A 25,516-nucleotide genomic window follows, 5' to 3' on the forward strand; every position below is an offset into this window, starting at 1 on the left:
CGCACGTCACGGTTCTTGCCGGCCCGGCGGGCGGAGGCACAAAGGCCTCTCAAAGGCCGCTCAACACTGTCCGGAACGCGCGCGGGACGCCGCCCGGAAAGACAGAGTGCAGTCCGAGGAGCGCCGGTCACCGATCAGGGCTGCTCCGAACGAAAACGGGGGAGTCGGCTTCATGGACGGCGGAAACGGCGACAACGGCGGCCGGGCCACCGGACGGCCCGAGCGGCCGCGACGGGCCGAGGGGACCGAGCGGTCCGGGCGGTCCGGGCGCAGTCCGCGTGCGCGGCTGGGCGGTCCGTTCGATCCGTCCGGTCCATCGGCTCCCTCGGGCGCCCTCGACCCGGCGGGTCCGACGGCGGACGCTCCGATCGCGATCGTCGGTCTGGCCTGCCGGCTGCCCCGGGCGTCGTCCCCCCAGGAGTACTGGGAGCTCCTGCGGGACGGTGTCGACGCCGTGGTCCCGACGCCCACCGAACGGTGGGACGCCGCCGCGCTGTACGGCGAGGGCGACCTCCAGGCCCCGGGCCGGGCCGACACCCGGCACGGAGGCTTTCTCGACTGGTCCACGGTCACCGGGTTCGACCCGGCCTTCTTCGGGATCGGCCCCCGCGAGGCGCTCGCGATGGACCCCCAGCAGCGGCTGGTCCTGGAGCTGGCCTGGGAGGCGCTCCAGCACGCCCGGATCGTCCCCGAGCGGATCGAGGGCAGCCGCACCGGTGTCTTCGTCGGGGCGATCTGGGACGACTACGCCACCCTGCTGCGCCGGGAGGGCACCGGCAAGGTCACCCGCCACTGGCTGACGGGTCTTCAGCGGGGCATCATCGCCAACCGCGTGTCGTACGGCCTCGGTCTGCGCGGCCCCAGCCTGACCGTCGACTCGGCGCAGTCCTCGTCGCTCGTCGCGGTCCACCTCGCCTGCGAGAGCCTGAGGCGCGGCGAGAGCGAGCTGGCCCTGGCCGGCGGGGTGAACCTGGCCCTGGCGGCGGAGAACGCGGTCACCGCGGCCACGATGGGCGGCCTGTCCCCGGACGGGCGCATCCACGCCTTCGACGCGCGCGCCAACGGCTACGTACGCGGCGAGGGCGGCGGCCTCGTGGTCCTCAAGCCCCTGGACCGGGCCCTCGCCGACGGTGACCGGGTCCTGTGCGTGATCCGCGGCAGCGCGACGAACAACGACGGCGGCGGGGACGGGCTCACCGCCCCCAGTCCGCGCGCCCAGGAGGACGTCATCCGCCGGGCCCACGCCCGCGCCGGGACCCGCCCCGACGACGTGCAGTACGTCGAGCTGCACGGCACGGGGACGCCGGTCGGCGATCCGGTCGAGGCCGCCGCCCTCGGGGCCGCTCTCGGCCGCCCCCGTACGGCAGGCGTGAACCCCCTGCATGTTGGATCCGTCAAGACCAATATCGGCCACCTTGAGGGTGCTGCCGGCATCGCGGGGCTCATCAAGGTCGCGCTGAGCATCGGGCACCGCCGGCTGCCGCCGAGCCTCCACTACGAGACGCCCAACCCGCGCATCCCGCTGGACGAGCTGAACCTGCGCGTCCACACCGCGCTGACCGGCTGGCCCGACGAGCGCCGCGAACTCGTCGCGGGCGTCAGCTCCTTCGGCGTGGGCGGCACCAACTGCCATGTGGTGCTGTCCGAGGCCCCGCACACCGCCGGCCGCGCACCGGCGGCGGACTGCGCCGCGGAGCCGGGCACCGTCGTGCCATGGGTCCTGTCCGGCCGGAGCGCAGGGGCGCTGCGGGCCCAGGCCGCCCGGCTGGCCGCCCATGTGACGGACCGGCCGGACCTGGACCCGGCGGACATCGGGCACTCCCTGGTGGCCACCCGGTCGGTGTTCGAGCACCGCGCGGTCGTGATGGGCGCCGGACGCGAGGACCTGCTGGCCGGCCTCACCGCCGTCGCCGAGGGCCGGTCGGCCAGGAACGCCGTCGTCGGCACGGGCCCCGGGACCGGCGGCCGCACGGTCCTGGTCTTCCCCGGGCAGGGTTCCCAGTGGCAGGCCATGGGCCGGGCCCTCCTGGAGGACAGCGACGTCTTCGCCGCGCACGTCGCCGCCTGCGAGGACGCCCTGTCCGAGTTCGTCGACTGGTCCCTCACGGCCGTGCTGCGCGCCGACGCCGGTGCCCCCTCGCTGGAGCGGGTCGACGTGGTGCAGCCCGCGCTGTGGGCGGTCATGGTCTCGCTCGCCGAGGTGTGGAAGGCGCACGGCGTCGTGCCGGACGCGGTGGTCGGCCACTCCCAGGGCGAGATCGCCGCCGCGCAGGTGGCCGGGGTGCTGTCGCTGAGGGACGCGGCCAAGATCGTCGCCCTGCGTTCCCAGGCGCTCGCCCGGCTCGCCGGGACCGGCGGCATGGTCTCCGTACCCCTGCCGGTCGCCGACGTCGCCGACCGCGTCGCCCCCTGGAACGGCAGCGTCGCCGTGGCCGCCGTCAACGGGCCGTCCTCCACCGTGATCGCCGGCGAGCCCGGCGTACTGGACCACCTGCTGGCCGCCTACGAGGAGGAAGGGGTACGGGCCCGGCGGATCGACGTCGACTACGCCTCGCACTCGCCCGGGGTCGAGGCCGTCCGCGACGAACTGCTCGCCGCCCTCGACGACATCACCCCGCTGCCCGCCACCGGCACCGCCTTCTACTCGACCGTGACCGGCGCCCGCATGGCCGACACCACCGGCCTGGACGGCGCCTACTGGTACCGCAATCTGCGCCGGACCGTACGGTTCGAGGAGACCCTGCGCGCCCTGCTCGCCGACGGGCACCGGCTGTTCGTCGAGTCCAGCCCGCACCCGGTCCTCGCCGTCGGCGTCCAGGAGACCATCGACCTCGCCACCACCCCCGGGGACCCGGCGGCCGTGGTGGGCACGCTCCGCCGTGAACAGGGGGACCGGGCCCGCGTCCTGACCTCGCTGGCCCAGGCCCACGTGGCCGGAGCGGCCGTCGACTGGAGCCCGGCCCTGGGCGACGGCCGGCCGGTCGACCTGCCCACGTACGCCTTCCAGCGCGAGCCGTACTGGCTGCCGTCCGCCACCGCCCCCGCGGCGGCCCCCGACGGGCCCGCGCCCTCCCCGGCCGCCGCTGCGCCCCTGGACGCGCACGACCCCCGCCGGTCCCTGGCCCAGCGGCTGACCGCCGCGCCCGAGGCCGACCGGGACGTGCTGCTGCTGGAGCTCGTACGTACCGAGACGGCCGCCGTCCTGGGACACGGTTCCGCCACGACGGTCGACCCGGCCCGCGCCTTCAAGGAGCTGGGTTTCGACTCCCTCGGCGCGGTGGAGCTCCGCAACCGGCTGAACGCGGCGACCGGACTGCGGTTGCCCACCACGGCGGTCTTCGCCCACCCCACCCCCCACGCCCTGGCGGCCCACCTCCTGACCGAGCTCCTCGGCACCCGGCAGGCCGTCCCCCGGACATCCGCGGCCGCCCCCGCCGTCCCGACCGACGACCCCGTGGTGATCGTGGGCATGGCATGCCGCTTCCCCGGCGGCGTCACCGGCCCGGAGGACCTGTGGCGCCTGGTCGCCGAGGGACGGGACGCCATCACCGGCTTCCCGGACAACCGCGGCTGGGACCTGGACGCCCTCTACGACCCCGACCCCGAGCGCTCGGGCACCTCCTACACCCGGCACGGCGGCTTCCTGCACGACGCCGACCGGTTCGACGCGGAGTTCTTCGGCATCTCCCCGCGCGAGGCGCTGGCCACCGACCCGCAGCAGCGGCTGCTGCTGGAGACGGCGTGGGAGGCGTTCGAGCGGGCCGGGATCGATCCGGAGCGGCTGCGCGGCAGCCGTACCGGCGTGTTCACCGGCCTGATGGCGCCCGACTACGGGCCCCGCCTGCACGAGGCGGTGGAGGGCACCGACGGCCACCTGCTCACCGGCAGCGCGGCGAGCGTCGCCTCCGGCCGGCTGGCGTACACCTTCGGCCTCGAAGGCCCGGCCGTATCGGTGGACACGGCCTGCTCGTCGTCGCTGGTGGCGCTGCACCTGGCGGCGCAGTCGCTGCGGCAGGGGGAGTGCTCCCTCGCCCTGGCGGGCGGGGTGACGGTCATGTCGACGCCCGGTACGTTCGCCGAGTTCTCGCGCCAGCGGGGACTCTCGACGGACGGGCGCTGCAAGGCGTTCGCGGCCGCCGCCGACGGCACCGGCTGGGCCGAGGGCGTCGGCGTGCTGCTGGTCGAGCGCCTCTCGGACGCGCGCCGCAACGGCCATCGGGTCCTCGCGGTGGTACGCGGCTCCGCCGTCAACCAGGACGGCGCCAGCAACGGTCTGACCGCCCCCAGCGGCCCCGCGCAGGAGCGGGTGATCGCCCAGGCCCTGGCCGGCGCGGGGCTGTCGCCGGCGGACGTGGACGCCGTCGAGGCGCACGGCACCGGCACCCGGCTCGGCGACCCCATCGAGGCGCAGGCCCTGCTGGCGGCGTACGGCAGGGGCCGCCCCGAGGACCGCCCCCTGCGGCTCGGATCGGTGAAGTCGAACATCGGGCACTCCCAGGCGGCCGCCGGTGTCGCCGGGGTCATCAAGATGGTGATGGCGATGCGCCACGGCGTGCTGCCCAGGACGCTGCACGTCGACGAACCGACCCCGCACGTCGACTGGTCGGCGGGCGCGGTGTCCCTGCTGACGGAGAACCTGCCCTGGGCGGGCGGCGAACGGCCCCGCCGGGCCGGCGTCTCCTCCTTCGGCATCAGCGGCACCAACGCCCATGTCATCCTGGAGGAACCCGGCGCTGCCGACGAGCCGGCCGACAGCCGGTCCGAGCCGGCGCCGCCGCTCCCGGACACCGCCGACGCACCCAACGGGACCGACCCGGTCCTCGCGTGGGTGCTGTCCGCCAGGACCCCCGAGGCGCTGCGCGAGCAGGCCCTGCGGATCAGCGCGCACCTGCTGTCGGACGCCGCGCCGCGCCCGCTCGACGTGGCCTGCGCGCTGGCCACCGCCCGTGCGGTGTTCGAGCACCGCGCGGTGGTCGTCGGCGCCGGGCGCGCGGAGCTCCTCGCGGGCCTCGCCGCCGTCGCCTCCGGCGCCGAGGGCGTCGTGACCCCGGCCGCACCGGGGGAGACCACCGAGGGGCGCGGTGACGCCCGGGGCGTCATGGCGTCCGTCGCCGACGACTTCCTCCACGGCACCGAGGTGGACTGGGACGTGGTGTTCGCCGGCACGGACGCGCGCCCGGCGGAGCTGCCCACCTACCCTTTCCGCAAGGAGCGCTTCTGGCTGGAGGCCCCCGAGCCGCGGAGCACCGGCCCCTCGGCCGGGCCCGACGGGGCGGAGGAACGCTTCTGGGCCGCCGTCGAGCAGGGCGACCTGGACGCCCTCGCCGATGAGCTCGGCTCCGACCGAGACGGGCCCCCCGGCGAAGCCCTGTCGGCCGCACTGCCCGTGCTCTCCGCATGGCGCGGCCGGCGACGCGCGGACTCCGCCCTGGACGCCCTGCGCTACCGCGTCACCTGGCGCAGGGTCGCGCCCGCACCCGCCGTCGGCGTGCCCGGCACCTGGCTCGTGGCCGTCCCGCCCGGCCCGGACGGCGGCCCGTGGGCGAAGGCGGCGCTGCGCGCGCTGCGCGCACGCGGCGCGGACGTACGCCCCGTCGAGATCGACCCGGGGGCCGGCCGGGAGCGCATCGGCGAGCGGCTGCGCGCCGAGCTCGACGGCGCGGCGCCCGCCGGCATCCTCTCCCTGCTCGCCCTCGCCGACGGCCATCTGGCCGCACACGCCTCCGTACCCAGCGGACTGGCGGCCACGCTGGCCCTGACCCAGGCGGTCGGCGACCTGGAGATCGAGGCCCCGCTCTGGTACGCCACCCGCGGCGCCGTGTCGACCGGCGTCGAGGACCCCACGCGCCGTCCCGAACAGGCCCAGGTGTGGGGCCTGGGGCGGATCGTCGCCCTGGAGCACCCCGAACGCCGGGGCGGTCTGGTCGACCTGCCCGAGCGGGCGGACGACGCCTCGGCCGCCCACCTCGCCGGTCTCCTGGCCGGCCCCGGCGCCGAGGACCAGGTCGCGGTGCGGCCCCTCGGCGTGTTCGCCCGGCGCCTGGAGCGGGCCGCCGCCCGCCGCGGCGCCGAGGCCGCACACACCCCGGCCCGCCCCGCCCGCGGTGTCGCGGCCCGCGGCACCGCACTCGTCACCGGCGGGACGGGCGCGCTGGGAGCGCAGGTCGCGCGGTGGCTGGCCGCCGCCGGGACCGAGCACCTTCTGCTGGTCGGCCGCCGGGGCGAGCGGGCTCCGGGGGCCGGCCGGCTGCGGGAGGAACTGACCGCCCTCGGGGCGCGGGTGACCATCGCCGCGTGCGACGCCGCCGACCGCGACGCCTTGGAGGCCGTACTCGCCGGCGTGCCGGAGGACCTCCCGCTGACGACGGTGGTGCACGCCGCGGGCCGGCTCGACGACGCCCTCGTCGAGTCGCTGACCCCCGCCCAGCTGGACGGGGCGCTGCGCGCCAAGGCCACCGCCGCACACCACCTCGACGTCCTGACCCGGCGGTGGAAGGTGTCCGCCTTCGTGCTGTTCTCGTCCGTGGCCGCCACCTGGGGGCTGCCCGGCCAGGGCGGTTACGCCCCCGGCAACGCGTACCTGGACGCCCTGGCCGAGCGCCGCCGCGCGGAGGGCCTGCCGGCGACCTCGATCGCCTGGGGCCCCTGGGAGGGCGCCGGGATGGCGGCTGACGCGGCCGTCGCGGGAGGCTTCGAACGGATCGGCCTGCGGGGGATCGACCCCGGTGCCGGGCTCGCCGCCCTGGGCCGGGCGCTGGAGTGCGACGACGTCTGCGTCACCGTGGCCGGGGTCGACTGGGAGACGTTCCTCCCCGCCTTCACCGCGGCCCGTCCCAGCCCCCTGTTCGACGCGCTGCCCGAGGCCCTGGCCGCCGGGCTCGCCCCGGGCGCCCGGCAGACCGGCGGCGAGGCCCTGGAGCGGCGGCTGGCAGGACTCGACGAGGCCGAGCGCGAACGGGCGGTGTCGGAACTGGTGCGCGGCGCCGTCGCCGCCGTCCTCGGGTTCGCCTCGCCCGAACGCGTCCGCGAGGAGCGGGTGTTCTCGGAACTGGGCCTCACCTCGCTGACCGCGGTGGACCTGCGCAACCGCCTGAACGCGGCGACGGGCCTGCGGCTCTCGTCCACCCTGATCTTCGACCACCCCACCCCCCGGGCGCTGACCCGGTTCGTCCTCTCCCGGCTCACCGGCGAGGGCGCCGCGGCGTCCCCGGTCGCGGGAGCGGCCTTCGCGGCCGACGAGCCGGTGGCGATCGTGGGCATGGCCTGCCGTTACCCCGGCGGGGCGGCGTCGCCCGACGCGCTGTGGGATCTCGTCGTCTCGGGCGGCGACGCCATCGGCGACCTGCCGCACGACCGGGGCTGGGACGTGGAGCGGCTGTACCACCCCGAGCCCGGCCGGACCGGCTCGACGTACACCCGCAGCGGCGGATTCCTCTACGACGCGGCCGACTTCGACGCGGCGTTCTTCGGGATCAGCCCGCGCGAGGCCCTCGCCATGGACCCCCAGCAGCGGCTGCTCCTGGAGACCTCGTGGGAGGCCGTGGAGCGGGCGGGCATCGACCCGACGGCGCTGCGCGGCACGGACACCGGTGTCTATGTCGGAGCGTCGGGCGGCGAGTACGGCCCCCGGCTCTCGGAGCCGGCGGGCGGCGCGGACGGATACGTCCTGACCGGCAGCGCGGCCAGCGTCGTCTCGGGCCGGGTGGCGTACTCGCTGGGCCTCGAAGGCCCGGCCGTATCGGTGGACACGGCCTGCTCGTCGTCGCTGGTGGCGCTGCATCTGGCGGCGCAGTCGCTGCGGCAGGGGGAGTGCTCCCTCGCCCTGGCGGGCGGGGTGACGGTCATGTCGGGCCCCGGTGTCTTCGTCGAGTTCTCGCGCCAGCGGGGACTGTCGACGGACGGGCGCTCCAAGGCGTTCGCGGCCGCCGCCGACGGCACCGGCTGGGCCGAGGGCGTCGGCGTCGTGGTGCTGGAACGGCTCCCGGACGCGCGCCGCAACGGCCATCGGGTCCTCGCGGTGGTACGCGGCTCCGCCGTCAACCAGGACGGCGCCAGCAACGGTCTGACCGCGCCCAACGGCCCCTCCCAGGAGCGGGTCATCCGTCAGGCCCTGGCCGGCGCGGGGCTGTCGCCGGCGGACGTGGACGCCGTCGAGGCGCACGGCACCGGCACCCGGCTCGGCGACCCCATCGAGGCGCAGGCCCTGATCGCGACCTACGGCCAGGAGCGGCCGGCCGGTCGTCCGCTGCGGCTCGGATCGCTGAAGTCGAACATCGGGCACTCCCAGGCGGCCGCCGGTGTCGCCGGGGTCATCAAGATGGTGATGGCGATGCGCCACGGCGTGCTGCCCAGGACGCTGCACGTCGACGCACCCACACCGCAGGTGGACTGGTCGGCGGGCGCGGTGTCCCTGCTGACCGAGAACCTGCCCTGGGCGGGCGGCGAACGGCCCCGCCGGGCCGGCGTCTCCTCCTTCGGCATCAGCGGCACCAACGCCCATGTGATCATCGAGGAGCCCGGCACCGACGCGCCCACCACCGCGCCCGCGCCCGGCGCCGAGCGGTCGGGCGCCGAGCGGTCGGGCGCCGACGAGCGGCGGACGGTCCCCTGGGCGCTGTCGGCCCGCACCCCCGAGGGACTGCGTTCCCAGGCAGCGCGCCTGGCCGCCTTCGTGGCGGGCCGCGAGGAGCTGGGCGCGACGGAGATCGGCCACGCGCTGGCCACCACCCGGGCGGTGTTCGAGCACCGCGCGGTGGTCGTCGGCGCCGGGCGCGCGGAGCTCCTCGCGGGCCTCGACGCCGTCGCCTCCGGCGCCGAGGGCGTCGTGACCCCGGCCGTCCACGGGATCGCCGACGCCGGCGGCACCGGGACGGCGGGCCTCGTCGCCTCCCTCGCCGACGACTTCGTCCGGGGCGCCGAGGTGGACTGGGCCCCGGTGTTCGACGGCGCCGACGTCCGGCCCGTGGAGCTGCCCACGTATCCCTTCCAGCGCAAGCGGTACTGGCTGGACGCGCCCAAGGCGCAGGCCGCCGCCGGGGGTTCCGGGGCCGGCGGGGGGCGGCCGCTGGACCACCCGCTGCTGTCCTCGGTGCTGCGCCTCGCGGGCTCCGACGAGTACCTGCTCACCGGCCGTCTGTCCGGCGGGTCACAGCCCTGGCTCGCCGATCACCAGGTCGCCGGCACGGTCCTGCTGCCCGGCACGGCCTTCGTCGAGATCGCCCTGTGCGCCGGCGAACAGGTCGGCCGCGCCCGGCTCGACGAACTGTCCGTGACGGCTCCGCTCGTCCTGCCGCCCAGCGGGGGCGTCGCCCTCCAGGTGTCCGTCGGCTCCGCGGACGCGACCGGACGGCGGGCCGTGCGGATCCACTCCCGCCCCGAGGACACCGCCCTCGGCGCGGCCCGGGCCCCCGAGGCCGGCGGCACGGGCACCGAGCCGCCGTGGACGCACCACGCCACCGGCCTGCTCGCGTCGGCCCGGCCCTCCGACACGGCAGAGGACCCGGACGCGTGCGGTGCCTACGGGGACCCGGAGGCACTGGGGGGCGACAGCACCCCCGAGTGGCCCCCGCCCGGCGCCACCCCCGTCGACGTGAGCGGTCTCTACGAGCGCCTGACCCGCCGCGGATACGGCTACGGCCCCGCCTTCCAGGGCCTGACCCGGGCATGGCGGCGCGGCGACGACGTCTTCGCGGAGGCCGCCCTGGCCGAGACCGAGCGCGCCGAGGCCGGCCGGTACGGGCTGCACCCCGCCCTCCTCGACGCCGCCCTGCACACCATCGGTCTGGTCGCGGACCGCTCGTCCCCCGCCCTGCTCCCATGGACCTGGCAGCACGTGACGACGACCCGCCAAGGGGCGGCCGGCCTGCGCGTACGGCTCACGACCTCGGGCCCCGGCGAGGCCGCGCTGACCGCGTACGACGAGAACGGGCGGCAGGTCGCGGCCGTCGGGTCCGTCGTCCTGCGCCCGCTCCCCGACGAGTTGACGGCCGGCCGCCCGCACACGGGCCACACCGACCTCTACCGCCTCACCTGGCCGGCCGCCCCCGCCCGGCCGGCGCCCGGACCGGCCGCGGCACCCCGCTGGGCGGTGCTCGGCGCGGACGGCCCGGTGCCCGGCGGCAGGGCGGCCGACGGGCCTGCGCGCCGCCACGACGACCTGGCCGCCCTGCGCCGCGCGCTCGACGAAGGCGCCGCACTGCCCGGCCTCGTCCTCGCCACGGCCCGCCCGGACGCCGGCGATCCGGCCGGCACCCCCGCGGATCGGGCCCGGGAGACGGCCGCACGGGCGCTCGCACTGGCCCGGGAATGGCTCGCGGACCCCCGCCTGGAGAAGGCCCGGCTCGTGCTGGCGACCAGCACGGCGGTGGCCGTGACACCGGCGGAGACGGCCGATCCGGCGGCCGCCGCCGTATGGGGCCTGCTGCGCTCCGCCCAGACCGAACACCCCGGCCGGTTCGTGCTGGTCGACCTGGACGGCACCGACGCCTCGCTGCGCGCGTTGCCCGACGTGGCGGCGGGCGACGAACCCCAGGCGGCCCTGCGCGCCGGAACGGTCCACGTACCGCGCCTCGCGCGGGTCACCGGCCCGGCGGCGCGGCAGCGCCGCCCGATCGACCCGAACGGCACCGTCCTGATCACCGGCGGGACCGGACTGCTCGGCCGGCTCGTCGCCCGGCACCTCGTCGCCGGACACGGCGTACGGCACCTGCTGCTGGTCAGCCGGCGCGGCCCCGACGCCGACGGCGCCGCGGAGCTGCGCGACGAGCTGACCGGACGGGGCGCGCGGGTCACCCTCGCCGCGTGCGACGTCACCGACGGGGACGCGCTGGGAGCCCTGCTCGCGACCGTCCCCGCCGCCCATCCGCTGACGGCCGTCGTGCACGCGGCCGGAGCCCTGGACGACGGCGCGATCGGATCGCTCACCCCCGCGCGCGTGGAGCACGTGATGCGCCCGAAGGCCGACGCGGCCTGGCGCCTGCACGAACTGACCCTGGACCTGGACCTGTCGGCCTTCGTGCTGTTCTCGTCGGCCGCCGGACTCCTCGGCTCCGCGGGCCAGGGCAACTACGCCGCCGCCAACGCCTTCCTCGACGCCCTCGCCGTCACGCGCAGGGCACAGGGGCTCCCCGCCACCTCGCTCGCCTGGGGTCTGTGGCGCGAGCGCAGCGAACTGACCGCCGCACTCGGCGAGGGCGACCTGGCCAGGCTGGCGAGGACCGGTGTGCTGCCCCTGCCCGCCGAGGAGGGCCTCGCGCTGCTGGACGCGGCGCTGGCCGCCGACGAGCCGGTCCTCGCCCCCGTACGCCTCGACCTCACCGCGCCGGAACAGGCGCGGGGGTCCGTACCGCCGCTGTTGCGCGGCCTGGTGCGCCCGGCCCCGGCGCCCGGCGCCGCCCCCCGCCCGTCCGGCCCCGCCCCGGCCGGCGCCCCGGAGGGCGGACTGGCCCGGCGGGTACGGGCGATGGACGGCACCGAGCGGGAACGGTTCCTGGCGGACCTGGTCCGCGAGGAGGCCGCCGCCGTCCTCGGGCTCGACCCGCTCGACAGCACGCAGGACACCAGGGCGTTCTCGGAGCTCGGCATGGACTCCCTCACCGCGCTCGAACTGCGCAACAGGCTGGGGGCGCTCACCGGGCTGAGCCTGCCCGCCGGGCTGGTCTTCGACCGCCCCACCCCGCACGAGCTCGCCGCACACCTCGCCACCGAACTGCTGGGCGCCGAGGCGTCCGGACGCGAGCAGGACCGCCGGCGCCCGGCCACGGCACCGGCGGCAGCGGCCGACGAGCCGATCGCCATCGTGGCCATGGCCTGCCGCTACCCCGGCGACGTCACCACCCCCGAAGAGCTGTGGGCCCTGATCGCCAGGGGAGCCGACGCGGTCGGCGGGATGCCGGCCGACCGGGGCTGGGACCTGGAGGGCCTCTACGACCCCGACCCCGGCCGGCCCGGCAAGAGCTACGCCCGTCACGGCGCGTTCCTGCGCGGCGCCGCCGACTTCGACGCGGAGTTCTTCGGGATCAGTCCACGCGAGGCCCTCGCCATGGACCCCCAGCAGCGGCTGCTCCTGGAGAGCTCCTGGGAGGCCGTGGAGCGGGCGGGCATCGACCCGGCGGCCCTGCGCGGCAGCCGCACCGGCGTCTTCGCCGGGGTGATGTACCACGACTACGGCTCGTGGATGCGCAGGGTGCCCCAGGACGTCGAGGGCTATCTCGGCTCCGGCACCGCCGGCAGCGTGGCGTCGGGCCGGGTGGCCTACACGATGGGCCTCGAAGGCCCGGCCGTATCGGTGGACACGGCCTGCTCGTCGTCGCTCGTGGCGCTGCACCTGGCCGTGCAGTCCCTGCGGTCGGGCGAGAGCGAGCTGGCGCTGGCCGGCGGTGTCACGGTCATGGCGACACCCACGCCGTTCATCGAGTTCTCCCGCCAGCGCGGCCTCGCGCCCGACGGGCGCTGCAAGCCCTTCGCGGCCGCCGCCGACGGCACCGGCTGGGGCGAGGGCGTCGGCGTCCTGCTGCTGGAACGGCTCTCGGACGCGCGCCGCAACGGCCATCGGGTCCTCGCGCTGGTACGCGGCTCCGCCGTCAACCAGGACGGCGCCAGCAATGGCCTGACCGCGCCCAACGGCCCCTCCCAGGAACGCGTGATCGCCCAGGCGCTGGCCGCCGCCGGACTGGAACCCGCCGACGTGGACGCCGTCGAGGCACACGGGACGGGCACCGCCCTCGGCGACCCGATCGAGGCCCACGCCCTGCTCGCCGCCTACGGCAGGGACCGCTCGCCCGACCGGCCGCTGCTGCTCGGGTCGGTGAAGTCCAACATCGGCCACACCCAGGCCGCGGCGGGCGTCGCCGGGGTCATCAAGATGGTGATGGCGATGCGCCACGGAGCCCTGCCCAGGACGCTGCACGTCGACGAACCGACCCCGCACGTCGACTGGTCGGCCGGCACGGCGTCGCTGCTCACCCGCGACACGCCCTGGCCGGCCGGCGGCGGGCCCCGCAGGGCCGGTGTGTCCTCCTTCGGCATCAGCGGCACCAACGCCCACGTCATCCTCGAACAGGCCCCGGCCGAGCCGGCCGCCCCCGCCGGACCGGCCCCCCGTGGGGCCCGGTCCGGCACCGCCGTGCCGTGGCTGCTGTCGGCCCGTACCGCCGAAGGGCTGCGGGACCAGGCCGAGCGGCTGCGCGCACGCCTCGACGAGCGGCCGGACCTGCGACCGCTCGACGTCGGTCACGCGCTGGCCACCACCCGTACGGCCTTCGAGCACCGGGCGGCCCTCGTGTCCGCCACCCGCGAGGACCTCCTCGACCGGCTGGACGAACTGATCGAGGGGACCCACTCGCCCGGGGACGCGGTGGGCCGCACGACCGGTGGCCGCCTCGCCTTCCTGTTCGCGGGCCAGGGCAGCCAGCGCCCGGGCATGGGACGCCAGCTGCGCGCGGCGCACCCGGTGTTCGCCGATGCCTTCGACGCGGTCTGCGCCGAGCTGGACAAGCACCTCGACCGGCCGCTGCGCGAGGTGATCGACGCCGAGGAGGGCTCGGACGAGGCGGCCCAGCTCGACCGGACCGAGTACACCCAGCCCGCCCTGTTCGCGGTCGAGGTGGCGTTGTTCCGGCTGCTGGAGCACTGGGGCGTGCGGCCCGACGTGCTGGCCGGTCACTCGGTGGGGGAAGTGGCGGCCGCCCATGTCGCCGGGGTGCTGGACCTGCCGGACGCCGCCGTCCTGGTGACGGCCCGGGGCCGGCTGATGCAGGCCCTGCCGCCGGGCGGCGCGATGGTCGCCGTGGAGGCCACCGAGGACGAGGTCGTGCCGCTGCTGACCGACGGGGCGGCCGTCGCCGCGGTCAACGGCCCGTCGGCCGTGGTGCTGTCGGGCGCCACGGACGCGGTACTGGCCGTCGCCGGACGGCTGGCCGGGCGCGGCCACCGGACCACCCGGCTGCGCGTCAGCCACGCCTTCCACTCGCCGCGGATGGACCCCATGCTGGCCGGGCTGCGCGAGGTGGCGCGGGGCCTGACGTTCCACGAGCCGCGCATCCCGATCGTCTCCACGGTCACCGGGCTCCCCGCGACCGCCGAGGAGCTGGGGTCCCCGGACCACTGGGCACGGCAGGTCCGCCTGCCCGTGCGGTTCCACGACGCCGTCCGGCGCCTGGTGGACGACGGGGCGCGGACCCTGCTGGACATCGGGCCCGACGGCTCGCTGAGCACCCTCGCCGCGGCCCAGGCGGACCCGGCCGTGGCGGCCGTGGCGGCGCTGCGGCGCGACCGTCCCGAACCGGACGCCCTGGCGGACGCGGTGGGCCGGCTGCACGTGCGCGGTGCGGCGGTCGACTGGCCGGCCTTCTTCGAGGGCACCGGGGCGCGGCGGGTGGACCTGCCGACGTACGCCTTCCGGCCGGAACGTTTCTGGCTGCGGCACGAAACCGACGGAGCCGGCGAAAGCGAAGGAGGCGAAGGGGTCCACGGGACGGCCGGGGCCGACGCGGCCGGTGGCGCGGGCGGGGGAGCGGCGGCCGGGATGGCGGGCGCCGGACTCGACACGCCGGGGCATCCGCTGCTGGGCGCCCTCGTCGAACTGCCCGACTCCGACGGCCTGTTGTTCACCGGACGGCTGTCCCTCGCGTCGCACCCCTGGCTGGCCGACCACGGCGTGCGCGGCGACGTGCTGCTGCCGGGTACCGCCTTCGTGGAACTGGCGCTGCGGGCCGGATCGCTGCTGGGCTGCGGCCGGCTGGCCGAACTCACCGTCGGCAGCCCCCTCGTCCTGCCCGCGCTGGGCGGCGTACGACTGCGGGTGAAGGCCGACGAGTGCGACGACGCCGGACGGCGCCCGCTGTCGGTGTACGCGCGCCGGGAGGAGGCGGCGGAGGGCGAGCCGTGGACCCTGCACGCCACCGGAGTGCTCACCGCCGGCCCCGGCACGTCCGCTGCCGACACCTCCACCGGCGCCCTCGCCGGTGCCTGGCCGCCGCCGGGCGCCGCGCCCCTGCCGGTCGAGGACCTCTACGAGAGGCTCGCGGCGTCCGGAGTCGAGTACGGCCCCTCCTTCCGGGGCCTGCGCCGGGCATGGGCCCACGGCGACCAGGTGTTCGCCGAGGTGGACCTGCCGGAGCGGGCGGCCGCCGGGGCCGGACGGTTCGGCCTGCACCCCGCGCTGTTCGACGCGGCCCTGCACGCCGCGGCGCTGCTCTCCCCGGCCGCCGCCGAGGCGCCCCGGCTGCCGTTCACGTGGAACGCCGTCGCCCTGCACGCCGAAGGCGCGGACAGCCTGCGCGTACGGCTGACCGGCAACGGCGACGACACCCTGTCGCTGGAGCTGGCGGACCCGTCCGGAGCGCCCGTCGCCTCCGTCGGCTCGCTGCTGCTGCGCCCCGCCGCACCGGCGGACGACGACCGGGACGGCTCGCTGTACCGCGTCGACTGGCGCCCGCTGCCGTCCGGCCCGCCGCGGCACGTCGGTTCCTGGGCGGTCATCGGTACGGACTCCGGCACGGAACCCGGTACGGATCCGGTGGCCACGACCTTCGCCGGCGAGAGGGCGGTGCCCTACGCCGGGCTCGACGCGCTCCTCGCGGCGCTCGACGGCGGCGCTCCCGCGCCGGACGTCGCACTGGTGTGGGCCACCGGCGCCACGGCAGGCCCCGGGGCGGCGCCGCGTGGCGACCGGACCCGGCCCGAGGAGGTCCGCGGCGCCGTCGTCCGGGCCGCGGAACTGCTGCGGGCCTGGACGGCCGAACCGCGCCTGGCCGCCTCCCGGCTGGTGCTGCTGACCCGCGGCGCGGTGGCCGCCGCACCCGGTGACCGGGCCGACGACCTCGCCGCGAGCGCCGTCTGGGGCCTGGCGCGCTCCGCGCAGAGCGAGCACCCCGGCAGGGTGGTGCTCGTCGACACGGACGGGGAACCCTCCTCCGCCGACGCGCTGGCCGACGCCGTCCTGTCGGGGGAGCCGCAGTCGGCCGTCCGCGCCGGCGCCGTCACCGTGCCCAGGCTCACCACGGCGGACGGCCCCGGGGAGACGCCCGCCGCGCCCCCCTTCGGTCCGGCCGGCACCGTGCTGATCACCGGCGGCACGGGCGCGCTCGGCGCGCTGGTCGCCCGGCACCTCGTCACCGCACACGGCGTGCGCCACCTCCTGCTCACCGGCAGGCGGGGTGAGGCCGCCCCCGGCGCGCCGGAGCTGACCGCCGAACTGACCCGGCTCGGCGCCCGGGTGCGGATCGCGGCCTGCGACGTCGCCGACCGCGACGGTCTCGCCCTGCTGCTCGGCTCGGTGCCGTCCGACCGGCCGCTCACCGCCGTGGTGCACTGCGCCGGGGTGCTGGACGACGGAGTCCTGGAGTCGCTGACGCCGGAGCGCGTCGAACGGGTCCTGCGGCCCAAGGCGGACGCGGCCTGGCACCTGCACGAACTGACCAGGGACCAGCCGCTGAGCGCGTTCGTGCTCTTCTCGTCCGTCGCCGGCACCCTCGGCGCGGCCGGGCAGGGCAACTACGCCGCAGCCAACGCCTTCCTGGACGCCCTCGCCCTGCACCGCCACGCCCAGGGCCTGCCGGCCACGGCGCTGGCCTGGGGCTGGTGGGAGGACGCGCGGGGCATGGCGGGCGAACTCGGTGACGCCGGCCGGGCCAGGATGGCCCGGTCCGGGGTGGCCGCCCTCGGCCACGCCGAGGCCCTGGCCCTCTTCGACGCCGCGACGGGCCGGGGCACCCCCGTGCTCGCCCCGGTCCTCCTGGACCGGGCCGCCCTGCGCGACCAGGCCCGGCAGGGCACGCTCGCACCGGTCCTGGACGAGGTGACGGGCCGGCGGGCCGGCCCGGAGCCGGGGGCGGACACCGGGACCGGCTCCGGTACCGGCTTCCCGCGTGCCGCACGACGGAAGGCCGCCGCCGGGCGGGCGCCCGCCGAAGCCTGGCGCTCGCGCCTGGCGGCAGCCTCGTCCGAGCAGCGCGAGCACCTGCTGCTGGACCTGGTGCGCCGCGAGGCGGCCAGGGTGCTGGGCCGGTCCTCCCACACGGCCGTCGAGGCACACGGCGGCCTGCTCGACCTGGGCTTCGACTCGTTGACCGCCGTCGAGCTGCGCAACCGGCTGGGCGAGCTCTGCGGCCTCCGGCTGCCCACCACGCTGGTCTTCGACCATCCGACCCCCGCCCGGTTGGCCGGGCACCTGCGCACGGAGTACGAGCGCGGCATGGCGCCCGGCCCCGGCTCGCCGACCGCCCCCGGCTCGCCGCTCGACGAACTCGACCGGCTGGAACGGTCGCTCGCCGCCGCACCGCCCGACCCGGACCTGCGGGCCCGGCTGGAGCTGCGGCTGAAGACGCTGCTGTCCGGATGGCAGGGGGACTCCGCGCCCGCCACCGGACCGGCGCCCGCCACCGGACCGGCCCTGGACGACGGTCTGGCGACCGCCACCTCCGACGAACTGCTCGCCTTCATCGACAAGAACCTCAGAAGGCCCTAGGCCGTGTCCGCGAAGCGGGCCCGCGAAGCCCCGTCACCGTCGCCGGTACCCCTTCGCGGACCTGCCCCGGGCCCCGGCCCCCGGCTCCCCGTGGCCACTCCCGGCCCGGGCGCCGCCCTCCCCGCACGTACCCCTACAGCGTTTGACGACGAGTGAGGTTCTTCCCGATGGCCGACGACGAGAAGCTTGTCGACTACCTCCGGTGGATGACAGCCGATCTGCAGCAGACCCGCAAGCGCCTCGACGAGGTCGAGGAGGCGGCGCACGAGCCCATCGCCATCGTCGCGATGAGCTGCCGGCTGCCCGGCGGCGTCCGCACGCCCGAGGAGCTGTGGCAGCTGGTCGCCGACGGCCATGACGCCGTCTCCGGCTTCCCCACCGACCGCGGCTGGGACCTCGACGCGCTGTACCACCCCGACCCGGACAACACCGGCACCTCCTACACCCGGCACGGCGGGTTCGTCGACGGCTACGCCGACTTCGACCCCGCCTTCTTCGGGATCAGTCCCCGTGAGGCGCTGGCCATGGACCCGCAGCAGCGCATGCTGCTGGAGATCGCCTGGGAGGCCTTCGAGCGGGCGGGCATCCCCGCCGAGCAGGTCCGCGGCAGCCGTACCGGGGTGTTCGCCGGGGTGATGTACAACGACTACGGCAGCCGTGTCCGGCGCCCCACCGAGGACACCGAGGGGTACCTCGGCACGGGAAGCTCCGGCAGCGTCGCGTCGGGGCGCCTGGCGTACACCTTCGGCCTGGAGGGCCCGGCCGTCACCCTCGACACCGCCTGTTCCTCGTCCCTGGTCGCCCTGCACCTGGCGATCCAGGCCCTGCGCCAGGGCGACTGCGAGACGGCCCTGGCGGGCGGGGTGTCCCTGATGGCCACCCCGGCCACCTTCGTCGGCTTCAGCCGCCAGCGCGGCCTGGCCCCCGACGGACGCTGCAAGGCGTTCGGGGCGGGGGCCGACGGCACCGGCTGGTCCGAGGGCGCCGGTCTGCTGCTGCTGGAGCGGCTCTCCACGGCCCGCGCCAACGGCCACCCGGTGCTGGCCGTCGTGCGGGGCAGCGCGGTGAACCAGGACGGTGCCAGCGGTGCCCTGACCGCCCCCAACGGCCCCGCCCAGCAGCGCGTCATCCAGCAGGCCCTGGACAGCGCCCGCCTGCTGCCCGCCCAGGTCGACGTCGTGGAGGCGCATGGCACCGGCACCCGGCTCGGCGACCCCATCGAGGCGCAAGCGCTCCAGCAGGCGTACGGGCAGGACCGCACGGCCGGCCGGCCGCTGTGGCTGGGCTCGCTGAAGTCCAACATCGGCCACACCCAGGCCGCGGCGGGCGTCGCCGGGGTCATCAAGATGGTGATGGCGATGCGGCACGCCACCCTGCCCGCGACGCTCCACGCCGACGAGCCGAGCCCGCACGTGGACTGGCGGTCGGGGCCGCTGGAACTGCTCACCGAGGCCCGGCCGTGGCCCGACTCCGGCGAGCCGCGCCGGGCCGCCGTCTCCGCGTTCGGGATCAGCGGCACCAACGCCCACGTCGTGCTGGAACAGGCGTCCGAGCCCGGGCCGGGTGCGGCCGACGGGCCGCCCGGGGACGCGCCCCGGCCGGCCGGATCCGCCGACGGGCCGTCGGCGGAGCGCGAGCGCACGTCCGGCGAGCCGGCCCCCACCGCCCTGGGCCTGCCCCTGTGGACGCTGTCCGCCAGGAGCGCCGACGCCCTGCGCGGCCAGGCCGGCCGTCTGGCCGCCCATCTGCGCGCCCACCCCGCGCTGCGTCCCTCGGACGTCGGCTGGTCGCTGGTGCGCACCCGCACCGGCTTCCCGTACCGCGCCGCGGTCGTCGGACGGGACCGTGACGAACTCCTCGCGGGCGTCGACGCCCTGGCGGCCGGCGAGGCCGTCCCCCGGGTCGTCCGGTCCCTCGCCGGCTCCGGCAAGGCCGCCCTCGTCTTCCCCGGCACCGGTTCGCAGTGGACCGGGATGGCCCGGGAACTGCTCGACACCTCCGAGGTGTTCGCCCGGCGGATCGACGAGTGCGCCGAGGCGCTCGGGCCCTTCGTGGACTGGAACCTCCGCGACGTGCTGCGCGGGGCGCCCGGCACGCCCCCGCCGGAGCGCACCGAGGTCGTCCAGCCCGCGCTGTGGGCGGTGATGGTCTCCCTGGCCGCGCTCTGGGAGTCCTGCGGCGTCGAGGTCTCCGGCGTCGTCGGACACTCGCAGGGCGAGATCGCCGCCGCCACCGTCAGCGGTGCGCTGTCCCTGTCGGACGGGGCGCGCGTGGTGGCGCTGCGCGCCCGGGCGCTCGCCTCGATCGCGGGCCGCGGCGGGGTGCTGTCGGTCTCCGCACCGCAGGAGGAGGTACGGCAGCGGCTGGCGCCGTGGGGCGGTGCCCTGGTGGTCGCCGCCGTCAACGGCCCCCGTTCGGTGGTGGTCGCCGGGCCGGTCGAGGCCCTGGACGCACTGCGCGCCCAGTGCGAGACGGCCGGTGTGTGGGCCCGGCGCGTCCCGCTGGAGTACGCCTCCCACTCGCCCGAGGTCGAGGCGGTCCGCGACGCGCTGGCCGCCGACCTCGCGCCCGTGTCGCCCCGGCCGGGCCGCCTGCCGGTCTACTCCCCGGCCACCGGCGGGCTCCTGGAGCCGCTCGGTCAGGACGCCGCGTTCTGGTACCGGAGCCTGCGGGATCCGGTCCGGTTCGAGCAGGCCACCCGGGCCATGCTGGACGACGGTTTCGACCTGTTCATCGAGTGCGGCCCCCACCCGGTGCTCACCCAGGCGCTCCAGGAGACCATCGAGGACGCGCAGGCCCGTGCCGTGGCCGTCGGCTCCCTGCACCGCGGCGACGGAACCCTCTTCCGGTTCGCCACCTCCGTGGCCGAGGCCCTGGCGGGCGGCGCACGGCTGGACGCGGACGCGTTCTTCGGCGACGCGCGCCGCGTCGATCTGCCCACGTACGCCTTCCAGCGCACGCGCTTCTGGCTGGCCGGGGACGAGGAGACCGCGCCACTCGCCTCCGCCACGGCCGGGGGCGACGCGGCGGCGCACGGCACCGCACGGCCGGACGCCGCACACCCCGGGCCGGACGACGACGCACCGCGGGAGGAGGGGGTCGGGGGAGCCCCCTCCCGGCCTGGGGCGGCCCTGCGGAGCGCCGTGGCGACGCGGCTGCGGGAACTGGAGCCGGGCGCGCGCCGGGAGTTCGTCCTGGACCTGGTCCGCACCCAGGTCGCCACCGTCCTCGGCCACACGGACGTCCACGCGGTCGGCACCGACCAGAGCTTCCAGGAGCTCGGGCTCGACTCGCTCACCGCCGTCCAGCTGCGCAACCGGCTGGGCGAGGCGACCGGACTGCGGCTCCCGGCGACGCTGGTCTTCGACCGCCCCACCCCGCGTGCCGTCGCCGGCCACCTGCTCGCCCTCACGGACACCGCGCCCGACCAGGGCCCGCACTCCGGCGCCGGCCCGGTCCCGCGCCACGACGCCGGGTCCGAGCCGATCGCGATCGTCGCCATGAGCTGCCGCTTCCCCGGCGGCGTGCGCTCACCGGAGCAGCTGTGGGACGTACTGGCCGAGGAGGCCGACGTCATCGGCGACTTCCCGGCCGACCGCGGCTGGAACTTCGCCGAGCTGTACCACCCGGACCCGGACCGGCCCGGCACGACCTACGCCCGGCAGGGCGGCTTCATCGACACGGTCGCCGACTTCGACGCCGGCTTCTTCGGGATCTCCCCGCGCGAGGCGCTGGCCATGGACCCGCAGCAACGACTGCTGCTGGAGACCGCGTGGGAGGCGTTCGAACGCGGTGGCATCGACCCCGGGTCGGTGGCCGGAGGCGGCCAGGTCGGCGTCTTCGTCGGCACGAACGGCCAGGACTACCCGAGGGTGCTGGCCACCGGCAGGGACGACCTGGAGGGGTACATCGGGACCGGCAACACCGCCAGCGTCCTGTCCGGGCGCCTGGCGTACGCCTTCGGCTTCGGAGGCCCCGCCGTCACGGTCGACACGGCGTGCTCCTCCTCGCTGGTCGCGCTGCACTGGGCGACCCAGGCGCTGCGCCGCGGCGACTGCTCGCTCGCGCTGGTGGGCGGCGTCACGCTGATGACGAGCCCGCTGCTGTTCACCGAGTTCAACCGGCAGAAGGTGCTCTCCCCGGGCGGCCGGGCCCGCTCCTTCTCCGCCGACGCCGACGGGACGAGCTGGAGCGAGGGCGTCGGCGTCCTGCTCGTGGAGCGGCTCTCCGACGCCCGGCGCAAGGGCCACCGGGTCCTCGCGGTGGTGCGCGGCTCCGCGATCAACTCCGACGGCGCCAGCAACGGCCTCACCGCGCCCAACGGACCCGCCCAGGAACGCGTCATCCGGCACGCCCTCGCGGACGCGGGACTCTCCCCGGCGGACGTCGACGCGGTGGAGGCGCACGGTACGGGGACGAAGCTGGGCGACCCCATCGAGGCACAGGCGCTGCTCGCCACCTACGGTGCCCGGCGCCCGGCCGAGGACCCTCTGTGGCTGGGCTCGCTCAAGTCGAACATCGGCCACACCCAGGCCGCTTCGGGTGTCGCGGGCATCATCAAGCTGGTCGAGGCCATGCGCCACGAGCGGCTGCCGAAGACCCTGCACGTGAGCGAGCCGACCCCGCACGTGGACTGGTCGTCCGGTGCGATGCGGCTGCTCACCGACGCCCGGCCCTGGCCGCGCGGCGGACGCCCGCGCCGGGGCGGTGTCTCGTCGTTCGGGATCAGCGGCACCAACGCGCACATCCTCATCGAGGAGCCCCCGGCGGACCTGGCGGAACTGCCCGCCGCCGCGCCGCCGTCCGCCGCCGCGCCCGACGACGCGCGGAACCCGGCGGACACCGCCGGCCAGGACCGTGTCGTGCCCTGGACGCTCTCCGCGAAGAGCCCGGAGGCGCTGGGCGGGCAGGCGCTGAGGCTGGCCGAGCACCTGACGGCCCGGCCGGAGCTGCGGCCGCTCGACGTCGGCTGGTCGCTGGCGACGACCCGCGCCCGGCTGCGGCACCGCGCGGTGGTGCTCGCCGGGAGCCGCGAGGAGACGCTGTCCGCGCTGGCGGCCCTCGCCCGGGGCGAGGACGCCGCGGACGTGGTCCGCGCGGAGGCGGGGGAGGGGCACAGAACGGCCTTCCTCTTCGCCGGACAGGGCAGCCAGACCCTCGGGATGGGGCGGGAACTGCACGCCGCCTTCCCGGTGTTCGCCGAGGCCTTCGACGCGGCCTGCGCGGCACTGGACCCGCACCTGGACCGGCCGTTGCGCGAGCTGGTCTTCACCGGGGCCCGGAGCGGGCCGGAGGGGGCCGGGCAGGACGCGGAGGACGGCGGTGGTGCAGAGCTCGTCGACCGGACCGGATACGCGCAGCCCGCCCTGTTCGCCTTCGAGGTGGCGCTCCACCGGCTGCTGGAGTCCTGGGGGATCACCCCGGACCTCCTCGCCGGACACTCGGTGGGGGAGATCACGGCCGCGCACGTGGCGGGCGTGTTCTCGCTGGAGGACGCGGCCGAACTGGTCGCCGCGCGCGGCCGGCTGATGCAGCGGCTGCCGGCCGGCGGGGCGATGGCCGCGGTCGAGGCGGGCGCGGCCGAGGCCGGCGAGGTGCTGGCGGACCTGCCGGGCGCGTCCGGGCGGGTGTCCCTCGCCGCCGTCAACGGGCCCCGGGCGACCGTCCTGTCCGGAGAGCGGGACGCGGTCGCCGAGGCCGTGGACGTGCTCAGGGAGCGCGGCCGGCGGGTGTCGTGGCTGCGGGTGAGCCACGCCTTCCATTCGCCGCTCATGGAGCCGATGCTCGACGAGTTCGAACGGATCGCGCGGACACTGACGTACCACGCCCCCCGTATCCCCCTGGTCTCCACGCTCACCGGACGGCCGGCCACGGCCGAGGAGCTGTGCTCGCCCGGCCACTGGGTCGACCACGTCCGCCGTACCGTCCTCTTCGAGGACGCCGTGCACCACCTGGAGGAGGCCGGAGCCACCGTCTTCGTCGAGGTGGGTCCGCTGGGCGTGCTCAGCTCCATGGGCGCCGAATGCCTGGAGGGGCGGGGCGTCTTCCTGGCGGCCCAGCGCGGGAACCGCCCCCAGGAGGCGTCGCTGCTGCTCGCGGCCGGCGCCCTGCACGCCCGGGGGCTCCCGGTCGACTGGCGCGAGGTGTTCGCGGGCCGTGCGGCCCGGCCCGTCGAGCTGCCCACGTACGCCTTCCAGCACAGCCGGTACTGGCCGCGGCGCGGTGTCGCCAAGCGGGCCCCGGGCGCCGACGGGCACCCCGTGCTCACCACGGCCGTGCGGCTGGGGGACAGCGACCGCTTCCTGTGCACCGGCCGGCTGTCGGTGGAGGCGGTTCCCTGGCTCGCCGAGCACGAGGTGTTCGGTGCCACGGTCGTGCCCGGCACGCTCTTCCTGGAGCTGGCGGTGCAGGCGGCCGAGGCGGTCGGCTGCGGGGTCGTAAGGGAGCTGACGCTGCACGCCCCGCTGGTACCGGGCGCCGGCGACGACATCGAACTCCAGCTCCTCGTCGGCGAGCCCGACGACACCGCGGACGGTTCGCGCTCCCTGAGCCTTTACGCCCGCCCGTACGACGGTACGGACGCGGGGGAGTGGACCCTGCACGCCGACGGCGCGCTGGCGGCCGGCGACACGGCGCCCGGCCATGACCTGACCCGGTGGCCCCCGGAGGGCGCCGTCCCGGTGGAGACGGACGGCCTGTACCGGGCCTTCGAGGCCGCCGGGGTGCGGTACGGGCCGCTCTTCCGGGGCGTGCGGGCCGTGTGGCGCGACGGCGAGGTGCTCTACGCCGAAGCGGCCCTGCCCGAGGGAGCCGACACGAGCCGGTTCGCCCTGCATCCCGCTCTGTGGGACGCGGCGCAGCATCCGGCGGCCATGGACGGGCTCACCTCCGAGGCGGGCGCGGCGGTGCCGTTCTCCTGGGCGGGCGTACGGGTGCGCACCGCGGCGGCCACGGCCGTGCGGGTGCGCATCGCGCCGGCCGGCGAGGGCGCGGTCACGATGGAGATCGCCGACGGCCGGGGCGACCCGGTGGCCGGCGTGGAACGGCTCATGGCGAGGCGGGCCTCCGCCCGGCACCTCGCCCCCGCCGACGGCGAGGCACGGCTGTACCGGCTCGACTGGACCGCGTTGCCCACGCCGGAGCGGGAGCGCCCGGCCGCCCTCGCGTGGCTGGGTACGACGGTCCCGCCGGCGCTCGCGAGCGAGGGGTCCGGCACCGGCTCCGACGGCGGTGCGGTCGACGACCTCGTCAAGGGGCTCGCCGACGACCTGGCGGACCTCGGCCTGGACCTGGACCTCGACCTGGACCGTGAGCGGGACCCGGCTCAGGCTCCGGGGCCGGGTGCGGACCGGCCCGGCGGTCCCGGTGTCCCGGCCGGCCCTCATCCCACCTTCGCCGCGCTCGCCGAAGCGGCGCTCGCGTCCGGCGAGACCCCCTCCCACGTCCTCGTGCCGGTCCCCGTCGAGGAGCCGCGCGACGCGGACTCCGCCCGGTCGGCGGCCGCGCGGGCGCTGGAGGCCGTGCGCTCGTGGCTGGGCGAGGACCGCCTGGCGAAGGGCGGGGGGCAGCTGGTCCTGGTGACCCGAGGCGCCGTCGCGTGCTCCCCGGACGAGGAGCTGGGCGACCCGGCGCAGGCCGCCGTCTGGGGCCTGGCGCGGGCCGCCCAGGCCGAGTACCCGGGGCGGATCGTCGTCGCGGACGTGGACGGCGGCGACGCCTCGTGGCGGGCCCTGCCCGCGGCGCTGACCACCGGCGAGCCCCAGCTCGCCCTGCGCGAGGGGGTCATCTCCGTACCCCGGCTGGCCCCGGCGGACCGTCCGCCGACCGCGCCGGCGCGCACCTCCCGCACGGACCTCGCGGAGGCGGCCGGCACGGACCCCGCCCGTACCCCCGTCCCCGCTGTCACCACCGGGTCCGCCCGGCTCGACCCGGACGGCACGGTGCTGATCACCGGTGGCACCGGCGCCCTGGGGGCGCTCCTGGCCCGGCACCTCGTCACCGCGCACGGCGTACGCGGCCTGCTGCTGACCAGCCGTCGCGGCCCGGACG

General features: G+C 77.0%; 1 protein-coding gene and 1 pseudogene. Both read left to right on the forward strand.

Translation table 11 applies throughout. The annotated features are described in order from the left end of the window. Positions 1-172: 172 nt before the first annotated feature. Complete coding sequence (locus tag PUR26_RS30110) at positions 173-17,467, forward strand: SDR family NAD(P)-dependent oxidoreductase (protein WP_329877206.1); 17,295 nt, start codon at positions 173-175, stop codon at positions 17,465-17,467. Positions 17,468-17,676: 209 nt separating this feature from the next. Beyond that, a pseudogene (locus PUR26_RS30115) lies at positions 17,677-25,516 on the forward strand (type I polyketide synthase); the annotation flags it as partial.

This window comes from Streptomyces sp. SP18CS02 (assembly GCF_036322365.1).
Lineage (GTDB): Bacteria > Actinomycetota > Actinomycetes > Streptomycetales > Streptomycetaceae > Streptomyces.